This window comes from Streptosporangium sp. NPDC049046 (assembly GCF_040649155.1).
Classification (GTDB): Bacteria; Actinomycetota; Actinomycetes; order Streptosporangiales; family Streptosporangiaceae; genus Streptosporangium.
The window spans coordinates 142,372-156,763 of record NZ_JBEZEZ010000012.1 but is presented as its reverse complement, the minus strand read 5'-3'; the positions used below and the strand labels follow the sequence as shown (position 1 = coordinate 156,763).

General features: G+C 69.8%; 14 protein-coding genes. 11 read left to right on the top strand and 3 right to left on the bottom strand.

The features are described 5' to 3' along the window. The first annotated feature begins 74 nt into the window (after positions 1–74). The 3 genes from AB0B96_RS19265 to AB0B96_RS19255 all read left to right on the top strand — a co-directional run bounded on the left by AB0B96_RS19265 (position 75) and on the right by AB0B96_RS19255 (position 2,868). The gene (locus tag AB0B96_RS19265) at positions 75–374 is read left to right on the top strand and encodes a DUF4193 domain-containing protein (protein ID WP_030914836.1); all 300 of its coding nucleotides are present in this window, start codon (positions 75–77) and stop codon (positions 372–374) included. An 81-nt stretch (positions 375–455) separates the two neighbouring features. Further along, on the top strand, positions 456–1,391 hold the full coding sequence (locus AB0B96_RS19260) for a hypothetical protein (protein WP_362900302.1): 936 nt from the start codon (positions 456–458) through the stop codon (positions 1,389–1,391). Between the two features lie 55 nt (positions 1,392–1,446). Then, a complete protein-coding gene (locus tag AB0B96_RS19255; protein WP_362900300.1) occupies positions 1,447–2,868 on the top strand; it encodes a trehalose-6-phosphate synthase in 1,422 nt (473 codons plus the stop codon). Positions 2,869–3,003: 135 nt separating this feature from the next. Here the strand turns inward: AB0B96_RS19255 and AB0B96_RS19250 are convergent, their stop codons facing one another. After that, positions 3,004–3,300 carry a DUF4235 domain-containing protein gene (locus AB0B96_RS19250; protein WP_362508873.1) on the bottom strand — a complete coding sequence of 99 codons (297 nt, stop codon included), beginning with the start codon at positions 3,298–3,300 and terminating at the stop codon, positions 3,004–3,006. A gap of 83 nt (positions 3,301–3,383) precedes the next feature. Between AB0B96_RS19250 and valS the strand changes: the two genes are divergently transcribed. The 7 genes from valS to AB0B96_RS19215 all read left to right on the top strand — a co-directional run bounded on the left by valS (position 3,384) and on the right by AB0B96_RS19215 (position 10,726). Next, positions 3,384–5,975 (top strand): valine--tRNA ligase, encoded by a 2,592-nt coding sequence (gene valS / locus AB0B96_RS19245; RefSeq protein ID WP_362900298.1) that lies wholly within the window; start codon positions 3,384–3,386, stop codon positions 5,973–5,975. Positions 5,976–6,514: 539 nt separating this feature from the next. Further along, positions 6,515–7,771, top strand: a complete 1,257-nt coding sequence (locus tag AB0B96_RS19240) for an AI-2E family transporter (RefSeq protein WP_362900296.1) — start codon at positions 6,515–6,517, stop codon at positions 7,769–7,771. Positions 7,772–7,782: 11 nt separating this feature from the next. Next, positions 7,783–8,337, top strand: a complete 555-nt coding sequence (locus tag AB0B96_RS19235) for a PaaI family thioesterase (protein WP_362900294.1) — start codon at positions 7,783–7,785, stop codon at positions 8,335–8,337. Then, on the top strand, positions 8,334–8,777 hold the full coding sequence (gene dut, locus AB0B96_RS19230; RefSeq protein WP_362900292.1) for a dUTP diphosphatase: 444 nt from the start codon (positions 8,334–8,336) through the stop codon (positions 8,775–8,777). Before AB0B96_RS19235 ends, dut begins: the two co-directional genes overlap by 4 nt. Positions 8,778–8,904: 127 nt before the next feature. After that, on the top strand, positions 8,905–9,588 hold the full coding sequence (locus AB0B96_RS19225; RefSeq protein WP_362900290.1) for a DUF3710 domain-containing protein: 684 nt from the start codon (positions 8,905–8,907) through the stop codon (positions 9,586–9,588). Positions 9,589–9,637: 49 nt separating this feature from the next. After that, positions 9,638–10,030 (top strand): OB-fold nucleic acid binding domain-containing protein, encoded by a 393-nt coding sequence (locus AB0B96_RS19220; protein WP_350946652.1) that lies wholly within the window; start codon positions 9,638–9,640, stop codon positions 10,028–10,030. A 33-nt stretch (positions 10,031–10,063) separates the two neighbouring features. Further along, positions 10,064–10,726, top strand: a complete 663-nt coding sequence (locus tag AB0B96_RS19215) for a DUF3159 domain-containing protein (RefSeq protein WP_350946850.1) — start codon at positions 10,064–10,066, stop codon at positions 10,724–10,726. A gap of 153 nt (positions 10,727–10,879) precedes the next feature. On the opposite strand, the gene AB0B96_RS19210 is transcribed toward AB0B96_RS19215, so the two are convergent. Both AB0B96_RS19210 and AB0B96_RS19205 read right to left on the bottom strand, forming a co-directional pair. Further along, positions 10,880–11,551 carry a TrkA family potassium uptake protein gene (locus AB0B96_RS19210; protein WP_350946653.1) on the bottom strand — a complete coding sequence of 224 codons (672 nt, stop codon included), beginning with the start codon at positions 11,549–11,551 and terminating at the stop codon, positions 10,880–10,882. Next, on the bottom strand, positions 11,551–12,216 hold the full coding sequence (locus AB0B96_RS19205) for a TrkA family potassium uptake protein (protein WP_362900287.1): 666 nt from the start codon (positions 12,214–12,216) through the stop codon (positions 11,551–11,553). The genes AB0B96_RS19210 and AB0B96_RS19205 overlap by 1 nt, the downstream gene beginning before the upstream one ends. Before the next feature lie 116 nt (positions 12,217–12,332). Between AB0B96_RS19205 and AB0B96_RS19200 the strand changes: the two genes are divergently transcribed. Beyond that, entirely contained in the window at positions 12,333–14,375 is a 2,043-nt protein-coding gene (locus AB0B96_RS19200; RefSeq protein ID WP_362900285.1) for an APC family permease, read from the top strand. The last annotated feature ends 17 nt before the right edge of the window (positions 14,376–14,392 follow it).

Here is a 14,392-nt window from a genome sequence, read left to right as displayed (position 1 = left end):
CAAGTCGTGCCTCCCAAGCGTTACACACGCGCGAGTCAGCGCAGACAGATAGATGAGGGGGATGGATCAGACCGATGGCTACCGATTACGACAGCCCACGCAAGACCGACGACGACCTCAGTGAGGACAGTCTTCAGGAACTGCAGGCCCGCCGTACCGACAAGTCCTCGGGCAGTATCGACATCGACGAGACCGATCTGGCCGAGTCGCTCGAACTGCCGGGCGCGGACCTGTCGAACGAGGAACTCTCGCTCCGGGTGATTCCTCGTCAGGCCGACGAGTTCACCTGCGCGCGCTGCTTCCTGGTGCACCACCGCAGTCAACTCGCCGTTGAGAAGAACGGCCAGCAGATATGCCGGGAATGCGCGGCTTGAGATGATTCCGATGGCCTGTCCGAGGTGTGCTCTTCCAAGTACGGGTAGGGCCCCAGGACAGCCTTGAGGAGGTTCCGAGACATGACGTCAGAGAACAGGCAGAGCGGTGCCGCGCCGGACGACTCCACGGCCGAGGAGTCGGACGGCGCGCCTGATCACAGAGCGGCCCCCCGCGACGAGGCCGGGCGGGAGGCGACCCCGGAAGGCGGTCCCGATCGCAGGACGACCCCGGAAAGCCGTCCCGATCACGGAGCGGCCGCGGCCGACGGCACCGGCCGATCCGACCAAGAGGTGGCCGAGCTCGTTGGCAGGCTCGCCGAGCCGGGCGACATGGACGCGGCCGAGCGGCGAAAGTTGCTCGGCCGCCTCACGAGATCACTGGCGCGAGGGGCGAAGAGGGCCAAGGCGTCGGGAGAGAACCGGGGTCGCTGGCTGACCGACGTGTTCATGGCCGTGGCGCCCCGCATCCCCATCCGCGACCTGCAGACCCTTTCCGAGCATCACCGCGGCCTCACCTCCGAGGCGCTCGCCGACGACCTGGTACGCACCGCGACCAAGGGAACCATGACGGTCGGGGCGATCGGCGGGGCCGTCGCCGCCGCCGAGTTCGCAGCTCCCCCTCTCCTGCTCTCCGCCCCCGCCCAGCTCGTCGCCGAGACCCTTGTCGTGGCCGCGATCGAGGTCAAGCTCATCGCCGAACTCCACGAGGTGTACGGGATCCAGGTGCCGGGCACCGGCTCCCAGCGCGCCATGGCCTTCGCGATGGCCTGGTCCAAGCAGCGCGGCGTCGACCCCATGGCGCCGGGGACGATGACCGTCGCCCTGGGCACCGCGGCCAAGACGGCCCTGCGCAACAGGCTGATGCGCACCCTCGGACGCCACCTCACCACCTTCGGCCCGTTCCTCACGGGCGCCGTGGCCGGAGGATTCCTCAACCGCGCCGCCACGAAGAAGCTCGGCGAGGTCGTACGGGCCGATCTGAGGGTTCACCGACCCCTTCCACCAGGTAAGCCATAGAAACCTCGCAAACGGGTAGTTAGTTCAGTAAGCCCCCGACTACCTGGAGGAATTTGTGCTGGGCCGCAGCGCATTTGTGATCGTCGCCAACCGCCTGCCCGTCGACCGCGTCGGGGAGGACATGTGGAGGCGTAGCCCCGGCGGCCTCGTCACCGCGATCGCCCCCGTCCTGCAGCGCAGGGAGGGGGCCTGGGTCGGCTGGCACGGCGCTCCCGACGAGACCCTCGAACCCTTCGAGCACGACGGGATGCAGCTCGTCCCCGTCCCGCTGTCCAGGTCCGAGGTCGAGCTCTACTACGAGGGCTTCTCCAACGCCACCCTCTGGCCGCTCTACCACGACGTGGTCGCCACGCCCGTCTACTCCCGGGTCACCTGGGACGCCTACCGCGCCGTCAACGAGCGCTTCGCCGAGGCCGCCGCGCAGGAGGCCGCGGAGAACGCCGTCGTGTGGATCCAGGACTACCAGCTCCAGCTGGTCCCGGCCATGCTGCGCAAGCTCCGCCCGGACCTGCGCATCGGCTTCTTCCTGCACATCCCCTTCCCGCCGGTCGAGCTGTTCTCCCAGATGCCGTGGCGGCGCGAGATCGTCGAAGGGCTGCTCGGCGCGGACATGGTGGGGTTCCAGCGCCCCGGTGGCGCGTCCAACTTCATCCGGCTCTGCCGCCGCCTGCTCGGCCTCCAGCACCACAAGCACGAGATCTACGTGGGGGACCGGGTGGTGCGCGCCGGGGCGTTCCCCATCTCCGTCGACTTCGGCGAGCTCGACTCCCTGGTCAGGGAGCCGCACATCATCTCCAGGGCGAGGGAGATCCGCGCGGAGCTGGGTGATCCCGAGTGCCTGCTGCTCGGCGTGGACAGGCTCGACTACACCAAGGGCATCGGCCAGCGCCTGAAGGCGTTCGGCGAGCTGCTCTCCGAGGGGGCGATCAAGCCGGGCGAGGCGGCGTTCGTACAGATCGCCACGCCGAGCAGGGAACGGGTCGAGGAGTACGTACGGCTGCGCGACTCGATCGAACTCCAGGTCGGCCGGATCAACGGTGAGCAGGGAGAACTCGGCCAGCAACCCGTGCAGTACATGCACCAGTCGTACGGCAGGGACGAGCTCGCCGCGCTCTATCTCGCGGCGGACGTGATGATGGTGACGCCGCTGCGCGACGGGATGAACCTGGTCGCCAAGGAGTACATCGCCTGCCGTAACGACCTGCGCGGCGCGCTGGTGCTCAGCGAGTTCGCCGGGGCGGCCGACGAGCTGCGCCAGGCGTTCATGGTCAACCCCTACGACGTCGACGGTCTCAAGCGGACGATGCTGACCGCGATGCGGGCCACCCCGCACGATCTGTCGCGCAGGATGCGGTCGCTGCGCCGCAGGGTGGCCACCTACGACGTGGACCGCTGGGCCAAGGAGTTTCTCACCTCACTGGAGTCATCCGGCTCCCAGGACTCACCGGAACCCTCCGAAGTCTCGGAGTCCTCCTGACGGCGACCTCGCCGCCCTCGGGCAGGGCGAGCGGCGCGGCGGGTCCTTGACGGCGGCCGGGGGCGACGGGTCCTGAAACACCGGGGCAACGCCGGTGACCCCGGCCGGGGTCACCGGCGGGGCACGGTCTCGCCGTCAGGTGGTGACGTCCTTGGCCGCGTCCTTCATGGCCTTCCAGGCGTTGTAGCGCTTCTTGGCGGTGCGGGCGACCACGATCTGCGTCACCTGCATGCCGACCCCCATCACCACGGCGTAGCCGATCGCCTCGCCGAGGCTGATCTCCAGGGACTCGTTGTCGACGGGAGGCTTCTTACCGGTGGTCTTCTCCCAGGCGAACCCGATGACCTTCTTCGCCCCCCACGCGGTGGCGAGGCCCAGGAGGCCGCCGATCGCCCTCCACGCCATGTCCTGCTTCTCGCTCTTGTCGGCCATAGGGTCCTCCCGTTTCGTGGCTCGCCCCAAGAACACTAGTCTCCCCGAGCGTCGTATCGCGTGAAGCCATACCATAGGGAGGCATGACACATCAGCGCCCGCGCCCTGCGACCATGCCCGAGAAACCGACTCTCGACGGCCTGGAAGTCGTATGGTCGGGCCGTTGGGAGACCGGGGGAACCTACCGTTTCGACAGGTCGCGCACGCGCGAGGAGATCTACTCGATCGACACCCCGCCGCCGACCGTCTCCGGTTCCCTCCACGTCGGCCACGTCTTCTCCTACACCCACACCGACACCGTCGCCCGCTTCCAGCGCATGCGCGGGCGCGAGGTCTTCTACCCCATGGGCTGGGACGACAACGGCCTGCCCACCGAGCGCCGGGTGCAGAACCACTTCGGCGTGCGCTGCGACCCCTCCATCGCCTACGACCCCTCGTTCGAGCCCCCGGCCAGACCCGATCCCAAACGGCAGATCCCGATCTCCCGCGGAAACTTCATCGAGCTGTGCGAGCGGCTCACCGTCGAGGACGAGAAGGTCTTCGAGGAGCTCTGGCGCCGCCTGGGCCTCTCAGTGGACTGGTCGCTGACGTACGCCACCATCGGCGAGGCCGCGCGGGCCGCCTCCCAGCGCGCCTTCCTGCGCAACCTCGCCAGGGGTGAGGCGTACGTGGCGCAGGCGCCCACGCTGTGGGACGTCACCTTCCGCACCGCCGTCGCCCAGGCCGAGCTGGAGGACCGGGAGTGGCCCGGTGCCTTCCACCGGCTGGGCTTCGGCCTGTCGGAGGAGCAGCGGGCCAGGGGGTTCGGTGATCGGGTCTGGATCGAGACGACCCGCCCCGAACTGCTTCCCGCGTGCGTCGCACTCGTCGCCCACCCGGACGACGAGCGTTACCGGCCCCTGTTCGGCACCACGGTCAGGACACCGCTGTTCGGCGTCGAGGTGCCGGTGCTCGCCCACCACCTGGCCGAGCCGGACAAGGGCTCGGGCATCGCGATGATCTGCACCTTCGGCGACGTCACCGACGTCGTCTGGTGGCGCGAGCTCGACCTGCCCACCCGCGCCGTCATCGGCTGGGACGGCAGGCTGCTGCCGGACGCGCCCGAGGGCGTGCCGGAGGAGCCCTACGCGGAGCTGGCGGGCAGGACCGTGCACGGCGCCCGTGAGCGGATCGTGGAGCTGCTGCGCGCCTCGGGTGACATGGAGGGCGAGCCGCGGCCCACCAGGCGCGCGGTGAAGTTCTACGAGAAGGGCGACCGGCCGCTGGAGATCGTCACCACCCGCCAGTGGTACATCCGCAACGGAGGGCGCGACCTCGCCCTGCGCGACGCGCTCCTGGCACGCGGCGCGGAGCTCTCCTGGCACCCGCCGCACATGCGGGTCCGCTACGACAGCTGGGTGCAGGGCCTGGCGGGCGACTGGCTGATCTCCCGGCAGAGGTTCTTCGGCGTGCCCATCCCGGTCTGGTACCCGCTGGACGACGAGGGCGAGCCCGACCGCTCCGCGCCGATCATGCCGCCGGAGTCCGCGCTGCCGATCGACCCGTCCAGCGACGTTCCGCCCGGCTACACCGAGGACCAGCGCGGCAAGGCAGGTGGTTTCATCGGAGACCAGGACGTGATGGACACCTGGGCCACCTCCTCGCTGACGCCGCAGATCGCCGGGGGCTGGGAGCGCGACCAGGACCTGTTCGAGCGGGTCTTCCCGATGAACCTGCGCCCGCAGGCCCACGAGATCATCCGGACCTGGCTGTTCTCCACCGTGGTCCGCGCGCACCTGGAGCAGGGCACCCTGCCCTGGAGCGATGTCGCGATCTCCGGGTGGATCCTCGATCCCGACCGCAAGAAGATGTCCAAGTCCCGGGGCAACGTGGTCACCCCGCTGGGCCTGCTGGAGCAGTACGGCTCCGACGCGGTCCGCTACTGGGCGGCGAACGGCCGCCCCGGCACCGACACGGCGTTCGACACCGGTCAGATCAAGGTCGGCCGCCGCCTGGCCATCAAGATCCTGAACGCCTCCAGGTTCGTCCTCGGCCTGGGCGAGGAGGGCGGGGAGGTCACCGAGCCGATCGACCTGTCGATGCTGGCCCGGCTGTCGGAGGTGGTCCACGAGGCCACCGAGGCGTTCGAGGGCTACGACTACACCCGCGCGCTGGAGCGGACCGAGCGGTTCTTCTGGGAGTTCTGCGACGACTACCTGGAGCTGGTCAAGGCGAGGGCCTACGACGACGCGAACACCGGGACCGGAAACGGCGGGAACGGCGGGAACGGCGGGAACGGCGAGAACACAGCGGCGCGTTCGGCGCACGCGGCGCTGCGCGAGGCGCTCGACGTCATGCTCCGGTTGTTCGCCCCCTTCCTGCCCTTCGTCACCGAGGAGGTCTGGTCCTGGTGGCGTGAGGGTTCGGTGCACCGGGCCGCCTGGCCCGAGGCGGGTGAGCGCGGAGGCGACCCCGAGTTGCTGCCCGTGGTGGCCGCGGTCCTCGGCCGGGTCCGCAAGGCCAAGTCCGACGCGCGCCTCTCCATGCGCGCGGAGGTCTCCCGGCTGACCGTCACCGGTGCGCGGGCCGCCCTCGTGCGCCAGGCGCAGGACGACCTGTGCGGCGCGGGCGTCATCGACGAGTTCGTGCTCCACGAGGGCGAGGGGGATCTGCTCGTGGAGGTCGCTCTCACCTGACAGTGGGCCCGAGGTGCGGAGGTACGCCTCCCGGTGAGGTCCGGCTCCTCGCCCGGCCGAGGGGTCCCGGGCGGGATCCGTGCTCCGGGCGCGCACGCGAATCTGTCCTTCCCGTCGGGGCGTCCTGCCGTACGGTCGAGGCAGGACAGGTGAGAGGAGGACAGGCATGCCGCCAGGATGTGGCAACTGCAGCTGCTACCTCGAAGACAGGGTGATCTCGCGCCCGCCGGATGAGCGCTGACCCCTGCCGGTGAGCGCTCATCCGGTGAGTGGTGACCGGGAGGCGTCGGCTCGGGATCGGTGGGCGTCGGCCCGTGACCAGGGGCGTCGGCTCCCGGTCACGGGCGGAGGCCGATCTCGCCGGGGTGTGTCGCCGACCAGGCAAGGCGGGTGCCCAGCCCGGCGGGATGGGCACCCGCACGCCCGCCGGGTCGGCGCGGGACGGGCGCCGGCACTCGGCGCACGGACGAACCATCGCGTCTCGTGTTCCTGCGATAACCCCCGCGCATTCACCCTCCCGGCGTGACAGTCTTGAACATGTGATATCCGACCGGGAACGCCTCACCAACCTGGTGCCTCGCACGCTGCTGCGCATCGCGATGTGGAGCCTCTGCCTGATCATCATCGGCTGGGCGGTCCTCTACTTCGCGCAGTTCATCGCGACGCTGCGCATCGTGGCGCTGCCGGTGGCCGTCGCGCTCCTGCTGACCGCGCTGCTGTTCCCGCTCACCCGGAGGTTCGGCGCGATGGGCATGCGGCCCATCTACGCCACCTGGCTCACGATGATCATTGCGCTCGCCGTGCTCGGCGGCACCGGATGGATCATCGGGGTGCGTGCCAACGACGAGTTCCCCGGTCTCCTCGACCAGTTGCGCGTGACGGTCAAGAGCGTCGAGAACTGGCTCTACACCGGCCCCCTGCACCTGCAGCCGACCCAGATCTCCAGCTGGGTCGACGAGATCGGGCGGCAGATCACCACCCAGCGCAACCAGATCACCCAGACGGTCCTCACCGGCGCCACGGTGGCACTGGAGGTGCTCGCCTCCATCGTGCTGCTGCTGTTCGTGACGTTCTTCCTGCTCAAGGACGGCGACCAGATCTGGTCGTGGTTCCTGAAGGGCTTCGGTGACGTCGCGCCCCGCGTCGACAGGGCCGGCCGGGCCGCCTGGGTGACGCTCTCGCACTACGTGCAGGGTACGGTCGCGGTGGCCGCCGTGCACGGTGTGGTCATGGGCATCGTGCTCGCGGGGATGGGCGTGCCGCTCTGGGCGCCGCTCGCGGTGCTGATCTTCCTGGCCAGCTTCATCCCCATCGTCGGAATCTTCTTCGCCGGTGCGGTGGCCACCCTGGTCACCCTCGGTGCCAAGGGCCCGATCTACGCTCTGATCTTCCTCGGCATCCTGGTCGTGGAGCAGCAGCTGGAGAACCACGTGCTCCAGCCGCTGATCGTCGGCAGGGTGCTGCACTTCCACCCGCTGGCGATCATTCTGGTGCTCGCGGTGGGCGGCATCCTGGCGGGCATCGCCGGGGCCGCCGTGGCGGTGCCGGTGGCCGCGGTGATCTACCGCGCGCTGCCGGAGCTCCTCGGGGCTGGTTCCCGGCCCGCCCTGCCACCTGCCCCGCCACACCCCGATCCCGGGGAACCTCACGGTCCCGGCGGTCCCGAGGGCTCCGGTGGTCCCGAGGGCTCCGAGGGTCCCGGTGGTCCCGGGGGGCCGAGCAGCGGTTCCGGCGGGCCGGGGGCCGGTGCGGAGGGAAAGCCGGCGAATGAGGAATCACCGCAGCCCAGGCGGTAACGTTCTGCCCCGTGACCCGTTCCGCCCTGACCACCCCTCCGCCGGACGCGACCCGCCCGGCGCCGCATCCCGGCGCCCCCGCTCCCGGCACCCCGCTCGGTTCCCACTACAGCCGCTGCTTCGGCTGCGGTGCCGACCACCCGAACGGCCTGCGCCTGACCGCTCTCACCCCAGACGGGATCACGGTGGTCGCCGAGTTCACCGTGGAGGAGACCCACCAGGGCGCGCCGGGCCTGGCGCACGGCGGTGTGCTCGCCGCGGCGATGGACGAGGTCATCGGTATGTCCGTGTGGCTCTTCCAGCGCCCCTACGTCACCGCCCGGCTGGAGACCGACTATCTCGCGCCGGTTCCGGTGGGCACCGCCCTGCATTTGCGCGCCTGGTGCAACGGCATGTCCGGCAGGAAGGCGTACCTTGAGGCTGAGGGCCGGATCGGTTCCCCGGACGGTCCGGTCGCCGTGCGGGCCGCGGCCCTCTTCGTCGAGGTGGGCATGGAGCATTTCGCCAAGCACGGCGACATTCAGAAGATCGCCGACGAGCACCACGAGTACGAGGTGAACCCGTGACCCACACCGTCGAGGTGTTGATCCACCGGCTCGATCCCGACCTGCCGCCGCCTTCGTACGCCCATCCGGGCGACGCGGGCGCCGACCTGCACGCCGCAGAGGACGTCGAGCTCCTCCCCGGGGAGCGAGCCGTGGTCGGCACCGGGCTGGCGATCGCCCTGCCCGACGGGTACGCCGCGTTCGTCCACCCGCGTTCGGGCCTGGCCTCCAGGTATGGGGTGACGCTCGTCAACGCGCCCGGCACCGTCGACGCGGGATACCGGGGGGAGATCAAGGTGACACTGATCAACACCGACACCAAGAGCGTCGTACGGCTGCGCAGGGGAGACCGGATCGCGCAGCTGGTGATCCAGAAGGTGGAGAAGGCGGCGTTCCACGAGGTGGACCGGCTGCCGGGTTCGGTGCGAGGCGCCGGCGGGTTCGGGTCCACCGGCCACTGACAGGAAGTGACCCCGGCGAGGTGGACGGAACGGCCGGCGATCCGAGGGCGGGGCATCCTCCCGGCCCCGGAGAGCGACCGCCGCCGTCCCCGGCGGGTGACGAGTGACGAGTGAATCTTCAAGGAGCGTGAGAGAAGTGTTCGGACGCAGCCGTCGTGAGAAGTCCCCGGCCGCCAAGGCCGCGGTGGAAGAGGTCGAGAGGGTACCGACGCGGGAGTCGGGGCCGTGGGACGCGGACGAGCCCCACCCCGAGCGCGAACGGGTCGACCTCGGAGGCATGCGCCTGCCGGTGGACGCCGGTTTCGAGGTGCAGCTCAACCTGGCCGGCGACCAGATCGTCGGTGCCGTGGTGCTGTTCGAGGGGAGTGCCCTGCAGGTGCACGCCTTCGCGGCGCCCAAGCGCAGCGGGATCTGGGACGAGGTCAGGGCCGAGCTGGCCGAGGGGGTCAAGGGCGCGGGAGGCACCGCCGAGGAGCGGGAGGGGCCGTTCGGTGTCGAGCTGGCCGCGAGGATCCCCGCGGAGGGTGGCGAGCAGCCGGTCCGCTACATCGGGGTGGACGGGCCGCGCTGGTTCCTGCGCGCGGTGATCAGCGGTAAGGCCGCCGACGAGGCCGGGGCCGCCGAGACGCTGGAGGGTGTCGTCAGGGACATGGTCGTGGTACGCGGCGACGAGCCCATGGCTCCCAAGGAGGCGATCGAGCTCCGGCTGCCGCCCGAGGCTAAGCAGGCCGCGGAGCAGCAGGCCGCCGGGGGAGAGGTGCCCGATCTCAAGCCGTTCGAGCGGGGGCCGGAGATCGCCGAGATTCGCTGACGGGCCGGATCGCGTACGCTGGTTCGACTCGGGTGTGAAGGAGAGGTCCGTGGGTTCTCAGGAGCCGCACAAACAGGGCGGTCTGCGGGGATTCTTCCGTCGGTTGACCGCCGGTCAGGACGAACTGGAGGCCGACGAGCTCCAGCAGGACCTCGATCGTCACGGTGCCACGCCCATCGTCTCCTGCGGTATGCGCCGCCGCTCCTGCGTCACCGGCACGCTGCGGACGGTGACGCTGCGTCCTCGCGGAGGCGCTCCGGCACTGGAGGCCGAGCTTTACGATGGTTCCGATGTGATTGACCTGATATGGCTGGGCCGCAGGAAGATCGCCGGTATCGAGCCGGGGCGCCTGGTGCTGGCGGAAGGGCTCGTCAGCGTGCAGGATGGCCGCAAAGTCATGTTCAATCCGAGATACGAGCTGCGCCCAGCGGGCGGTGCGTGAGTGATTGACGATCCCAAGACGGTGAGCGAGAAGATGACCACCACCGGTGAGACCGCCGCGCACGACACGGTCGAGGCCGCGATCCGCAGCCAGCTTGCCAAGGCCTTCGGCGGAGTGCGAGGCGTGATCGAGGCCGCCGTGCCCACCATCGCCTTCACCGTCATGTGGATCACCACCTCGGAGCTGAGGCCGTCCCTGACCGTGAGCATCTCGGCCGCGGTGCTGCTGCTCGTGGTGCGGCTGGTGCAACGCTCGACGCCGCAGTTCGTGATCAACAGCTTGATCGGCATCGGCATCGGCGCCTTCTTCGCCTCCCGTACCGGCCAGGCGGAGGACGTCTTCCTGCCGGGCATCCTCTACAACGCCGGATACTCCGTGGTCATGCTGCTGTCGATCATCACCCGGTGGCCGGTCGTGGGCTTTCTCATCGGATCCGTCACCGGCGACCCGACCGCGTGGCGCGCGGATCCGGCGGTGGTGAAGTTGTGCATCAGGCTCACCTGGCTGCTGATGATCCCGTGCGTGATCCGGGTGGCGGTGCAGCTCCCCGTCTATCTGATCGGCAGGGACGACGCGGTCGCCCAGCTGGGCATCCTCAAGATCGCGATGGGCTGGCCGCTTCAGGTCGCGGCGCTCGCGGCCATGGTGTGGCTCCTCGCCCGCGGCAGGACCCCGGTGCGGCCCGCGGCCTCCTGACCGCCGCGCCGGCCTTCGCCTTCGCGAAGAGTTTCTCGGTCCGCCGGGCGGCGACCCGTCCGGCCCTCAGGAGGTCACACACGGCTTCCCGGCGCCGATCCCCCGGCACGCGGTGCGGGAGGACCGGCTCGCCCGGTGCGCGGGAGCGTGGGTTCAGCGGGGCGTGCGGTGCGGGGACAGGAGCTCGGCCAGCTCCTCCTCGACCTCCTGGCTGGCCACGAACATCAGCTCGTCGCCGGCCTCCAGCGGGTCGTCGGCGGTGGGCACCAGCACCCGGCCCTCGCGCAGGATCGCGACCAGGGCGGTGTCGTTGGGCCACGGAACCGAGCCGGCGCGCTGGCCGACGACCGGCGCGTCCTCGGGCAGGGTGAGCTCGACCAGGTTGGCCTGGCCCTGGCGGAAGGTCATCAGCCGCACCAGGTCGCCGACGCTCACCGCCTCCTCGACCAGCGCGCTCAGCAGGCGCGGGGTCGAGACGGCCACGTCGACGCCCCACGACTCGTTGAACAGCCACTCGTTCTTGGGGTGGTTGATCCTGGCGACCACGCGAGGCACGCCGTACTCGGTCTTGGCGAGCAGTGACACCACCAGGTTGACCTTGTCGTCACCGCTGGCGGCGATGACCACGTGGCAGTCGGCGAGGCCCGCCTCGTCCAGCGAGGAGATCTCGCAGGCGTCGGCGAGCAGCCACTCCGCCCGCGGCACGGTATCGATCTTGATGGCCTTGGGGTCGATGTCGACGAGCAGGACCTCGTGGCCGTTCTCCAGGAGCTCGGCGGCGATCGACCGGCCGACCGCCCCCGCGCCGGCGATGGTGACGCGCATCAGTGCTCCTTCTCCGGCGCTCCGGACAACACCTTGTTGATGCGGTCCATGTCGGCCTCGACCGCCATGACGTGCAGTATGTCGCCCTCCTGCACCACCGAGTCGTTCCTGGGCAGCAGGGTGTCGCCGATCCGGTTGACGAACGCCAGGCGGGTGCCCGCCGCCGCCTCCAGATCCCTCGTCAGGGTGCCGATCCAGCCGGGGTGGTAGGCCACCTCCGCCAGCACCACGCGCCCGCTGGGGTCGCGCCAGAGCGGCTCGGCGCCCTCGGGCAGGACGCGGCGCAGGATCTGGTCGGCGGTCCAGCGGACCGTGGCCACGGTGGGGATGCCCAGCCGCTGGTAGACCTCGGCGCGCCGGGAGTCGTAGATCCTGGCCACGACGTTGTCCACGCCGAACGTCTCGCGGGCGACCCTGGCGGAGATGATGTTGGAGTTGTCTCCGCTGCTCACCGCCACGTAGGCTGCCGCGGCCTCGATGCCCGCCTCCTCCAGGACGTCCCTGTCGAAGCCGACCCCGGTCACCCGGCGACCCCTGAACCCCGCCCGCAGGCGGCGGAACGCCTGCGGGTCATGGTCGATGATCGCGACCGAGTGGCCGCTGTCCTCAAGAATGTGCGCCAGGGTCGAACCGACCCGCCCACACCCCATGATCACGATATGCATGCTCCCCCGCCGGTCGCTGTGAGGCGGATCTTGTTCCCGATGTATTCAGCCAGTATGGACCGCCCCGGGAGTGCCGCGTGAGTGGGGCCGAGGAATAACGGCTAGCATCTGCAGACGTGTCGAAGGTGACGGACCTTGTCAAACGCCTTTTCATCGGGCGGGCGCTGCGCAGCACGCAGCTACACGAGCAACTGCTCCCCAAGCGCATCGCGCTACCCGTTTTCGCGAGTGACGCCCTCTCCTCCGTCGCGTACGCCCCGCAGGAGATCCTGGTCATCCTCTCCCTCGCGGGACTCTCCTTCTACCACTTCAGCCCCTGGGTGGCCGTCGCCGTCGTCGTGGTGATGCTCACCGTCGTGGCGTCGTACCGGCAGAACGTGCACGCCTACCCCAGCGGGGGCGGCGACTACGAGGTCGCCACCGTCAACCTCGGCCCGAACGCCGGTCTCACCGTCGCCAGCGCCCTGATGGTCGACTACGTGCTCACCGTCGCGGTCTCGGTCGCCAACGGCGTCGACTACGTGGGCGCCACCATCCCGTACGTCGCCGAGCACAAGACGCTGGTCGCGATCGTCATCGTCGTGCTGCTGACCGTGGTCAACCTGCGCGGTATCCGCGAGTCGGGCGCGGCCTTCGCGATCCCCACCTACACCTTCATGTTCGCGGTCCTCGGCCTGATCGCGTGGGGCGGATTCCGGGTGCTGATCCTCGGTGACGAGCTGCACGCGCCCACCTCCGGGTACGAGATCATCGCCGAGCAGACGAACCTCACCTCCTTCGCGGCGGCCTTCCTGATCCTGCGCGCGTTCTCCTCCGGCTGTGCCGCGCTCACCGGCGTCGAGGCGATCAGTAACGGCGTGCCCGCCTTCCGCAAGCCCAAGAGCAAGAACGCCGCGAACACCCTGCTGATGATGGGCCTGATCTCGGTGACGATGTTCGTCGGCATCATCACCCTCGCGCTCGCCTCGGGCGTCAAGGTCGCCGACCCCGCCGTCGCCTACCGCGACATCCTCATCGACGGCCGGCCCGCCGGGCCCGACTACTACCAGCAGCCGATCATCGCCCAGGTGGCGGACGCGGTCTTCGGGAACGGCTCGCTCCCCTTCTTCTTCATCGCCGCCGTCACCGCGCTGATCCTGTTCCTCGCCGCCAACACCGCCTTCAACGGTTTTCCGGTGCTCGGCTCGATCCTGGCCCAGGACCGCTACCTGCCCCGTCAGCTGCACACCAGGGGCGACCGGCTCGCCTTCTCCAACGGCATCGTGATCCTCGCCGCCGGGGCCTGCCTGCTGCTGTGGGGCTTCGACGCCGACGTCAGCCGCCTGCTCAACCTCTACATCGTGGGCGTCTTCGTGTCGTTCACGCTGAGCCAGATCGGCATGGTCAGGCACTGGAGCAGGCATCTGAGAACCGAGACCGACCCCAGGGTCCGCCACCAGATGCACCGCTCGCGGACGATCAACTTCTTCGGCGGCGTCATGACCGGCCTGGTGCTGGTGGTGGTGCTGGTCACCAAGTTCACCCACGGGGCCTGGATCGTCTGCGTGGCCATGCCGGTGCTCTTCCTGATGATGAAGGGCATCCACCGCCACTACGAGAACGTGGCGGCCGAACTCGCCGTCGCCGAGGACTCCCAGGTGGACGAGACGATGCTGCCCGCGCGCAACCACGTCATCGTCCTGGTCTCCAAGATCCACAAGCCGACCCTGCGTGCTCTCGCCTACGCCCGCGCCACCCGTCCCTCCACGCTGGAGGCGATCACCGTGGGCGTGGAGGGGCCGGAGGCCAGGGCGCTGCAGGAGGAGTGGGAGCGGCGCGGCATCCCGGTGCCGCTGAAGATGCTCGACTCGCCCTACCGCGAGATCACCCGGCCGATCCTGGAGTACGTCAAGTCGCTGCGCCGCCGTTCCCCCCGGGACGTGGTGAGCGTCTACATTCCCGAATACGTCGTCGGCCACTGGTGGGAGCACCTCCTGCACAACCAGAGCGCGCTGCGTCTGAAGGGCCGCCTGCTGTTCCAGCCAGGCGTGATGGTGATCAGCGTGCCCTGGCAGCTGCACTCCTCCGACCGGCTCAAGGGCCGCCCCGAGCCCCTCGCGCCGGGCGCCGTACGCCGTCCGCCCCAGGAGGCGGCGCGAGACGAGGACGTCAAGGCATAACCTTTCGTAGGTGCTCC

What these genes read in the sequence shown, in the direction of transcription:
- AB0B96_RS19265 (WP_030914836.1), top strand. Translation starts at nt 75, where the DNA reads ATGGCTACCGATTACGACAGCCCACGCAAGACCGACGACGACCTCAGT.
- AB0B96_RS19260 (WP_362900302.1), top strand. Translation starts at nt 456, where the DNA reads ATGACGTCAGAGAACAGGCAGAGCGGTGCCGCGCCGGACGACTCCACG.
- AB0B96_RS19250 (WP_362508873.1), bottom strand. Translation starts at nt 3,300, where the DNA reads ATGGCCGACAAGAGCGAGAAGCAGGACATGGCGTGGAGGGCGATCGGC.
- valS (WP_362900298.1), top strand. Translation starts at nt 3,384, where the DNA reads ATGACACATCAGCGCCCGCGCCCTGCGACCATGCCCGAGAAACCGACT.
- AB0B96_RS19215 (WP_350946850.1), top strand. Translation starts at nt 10,064, where the DNA reads ATGACCACCACCGGTGAGACCGCCGCGCACGACACGGTCGAGGCCGCG.
- AB0B96_RS19210 (WP_350946653.1), bottom strand. Translation starts at nt 11,551, where the DNA reads ATGCGCGTCACCATCGCCGGCGCGGGGGCGGTCGGCCGGTCGATCGCC.
- AB0B96_RS19205 (WP_362900287.1), bottom strand. Translation starts at nt 12,216, where the DNA reads ATGCATATCGTGATCATGGGGTGTGGGCGGGTCGGTTCGACCCTGGCG.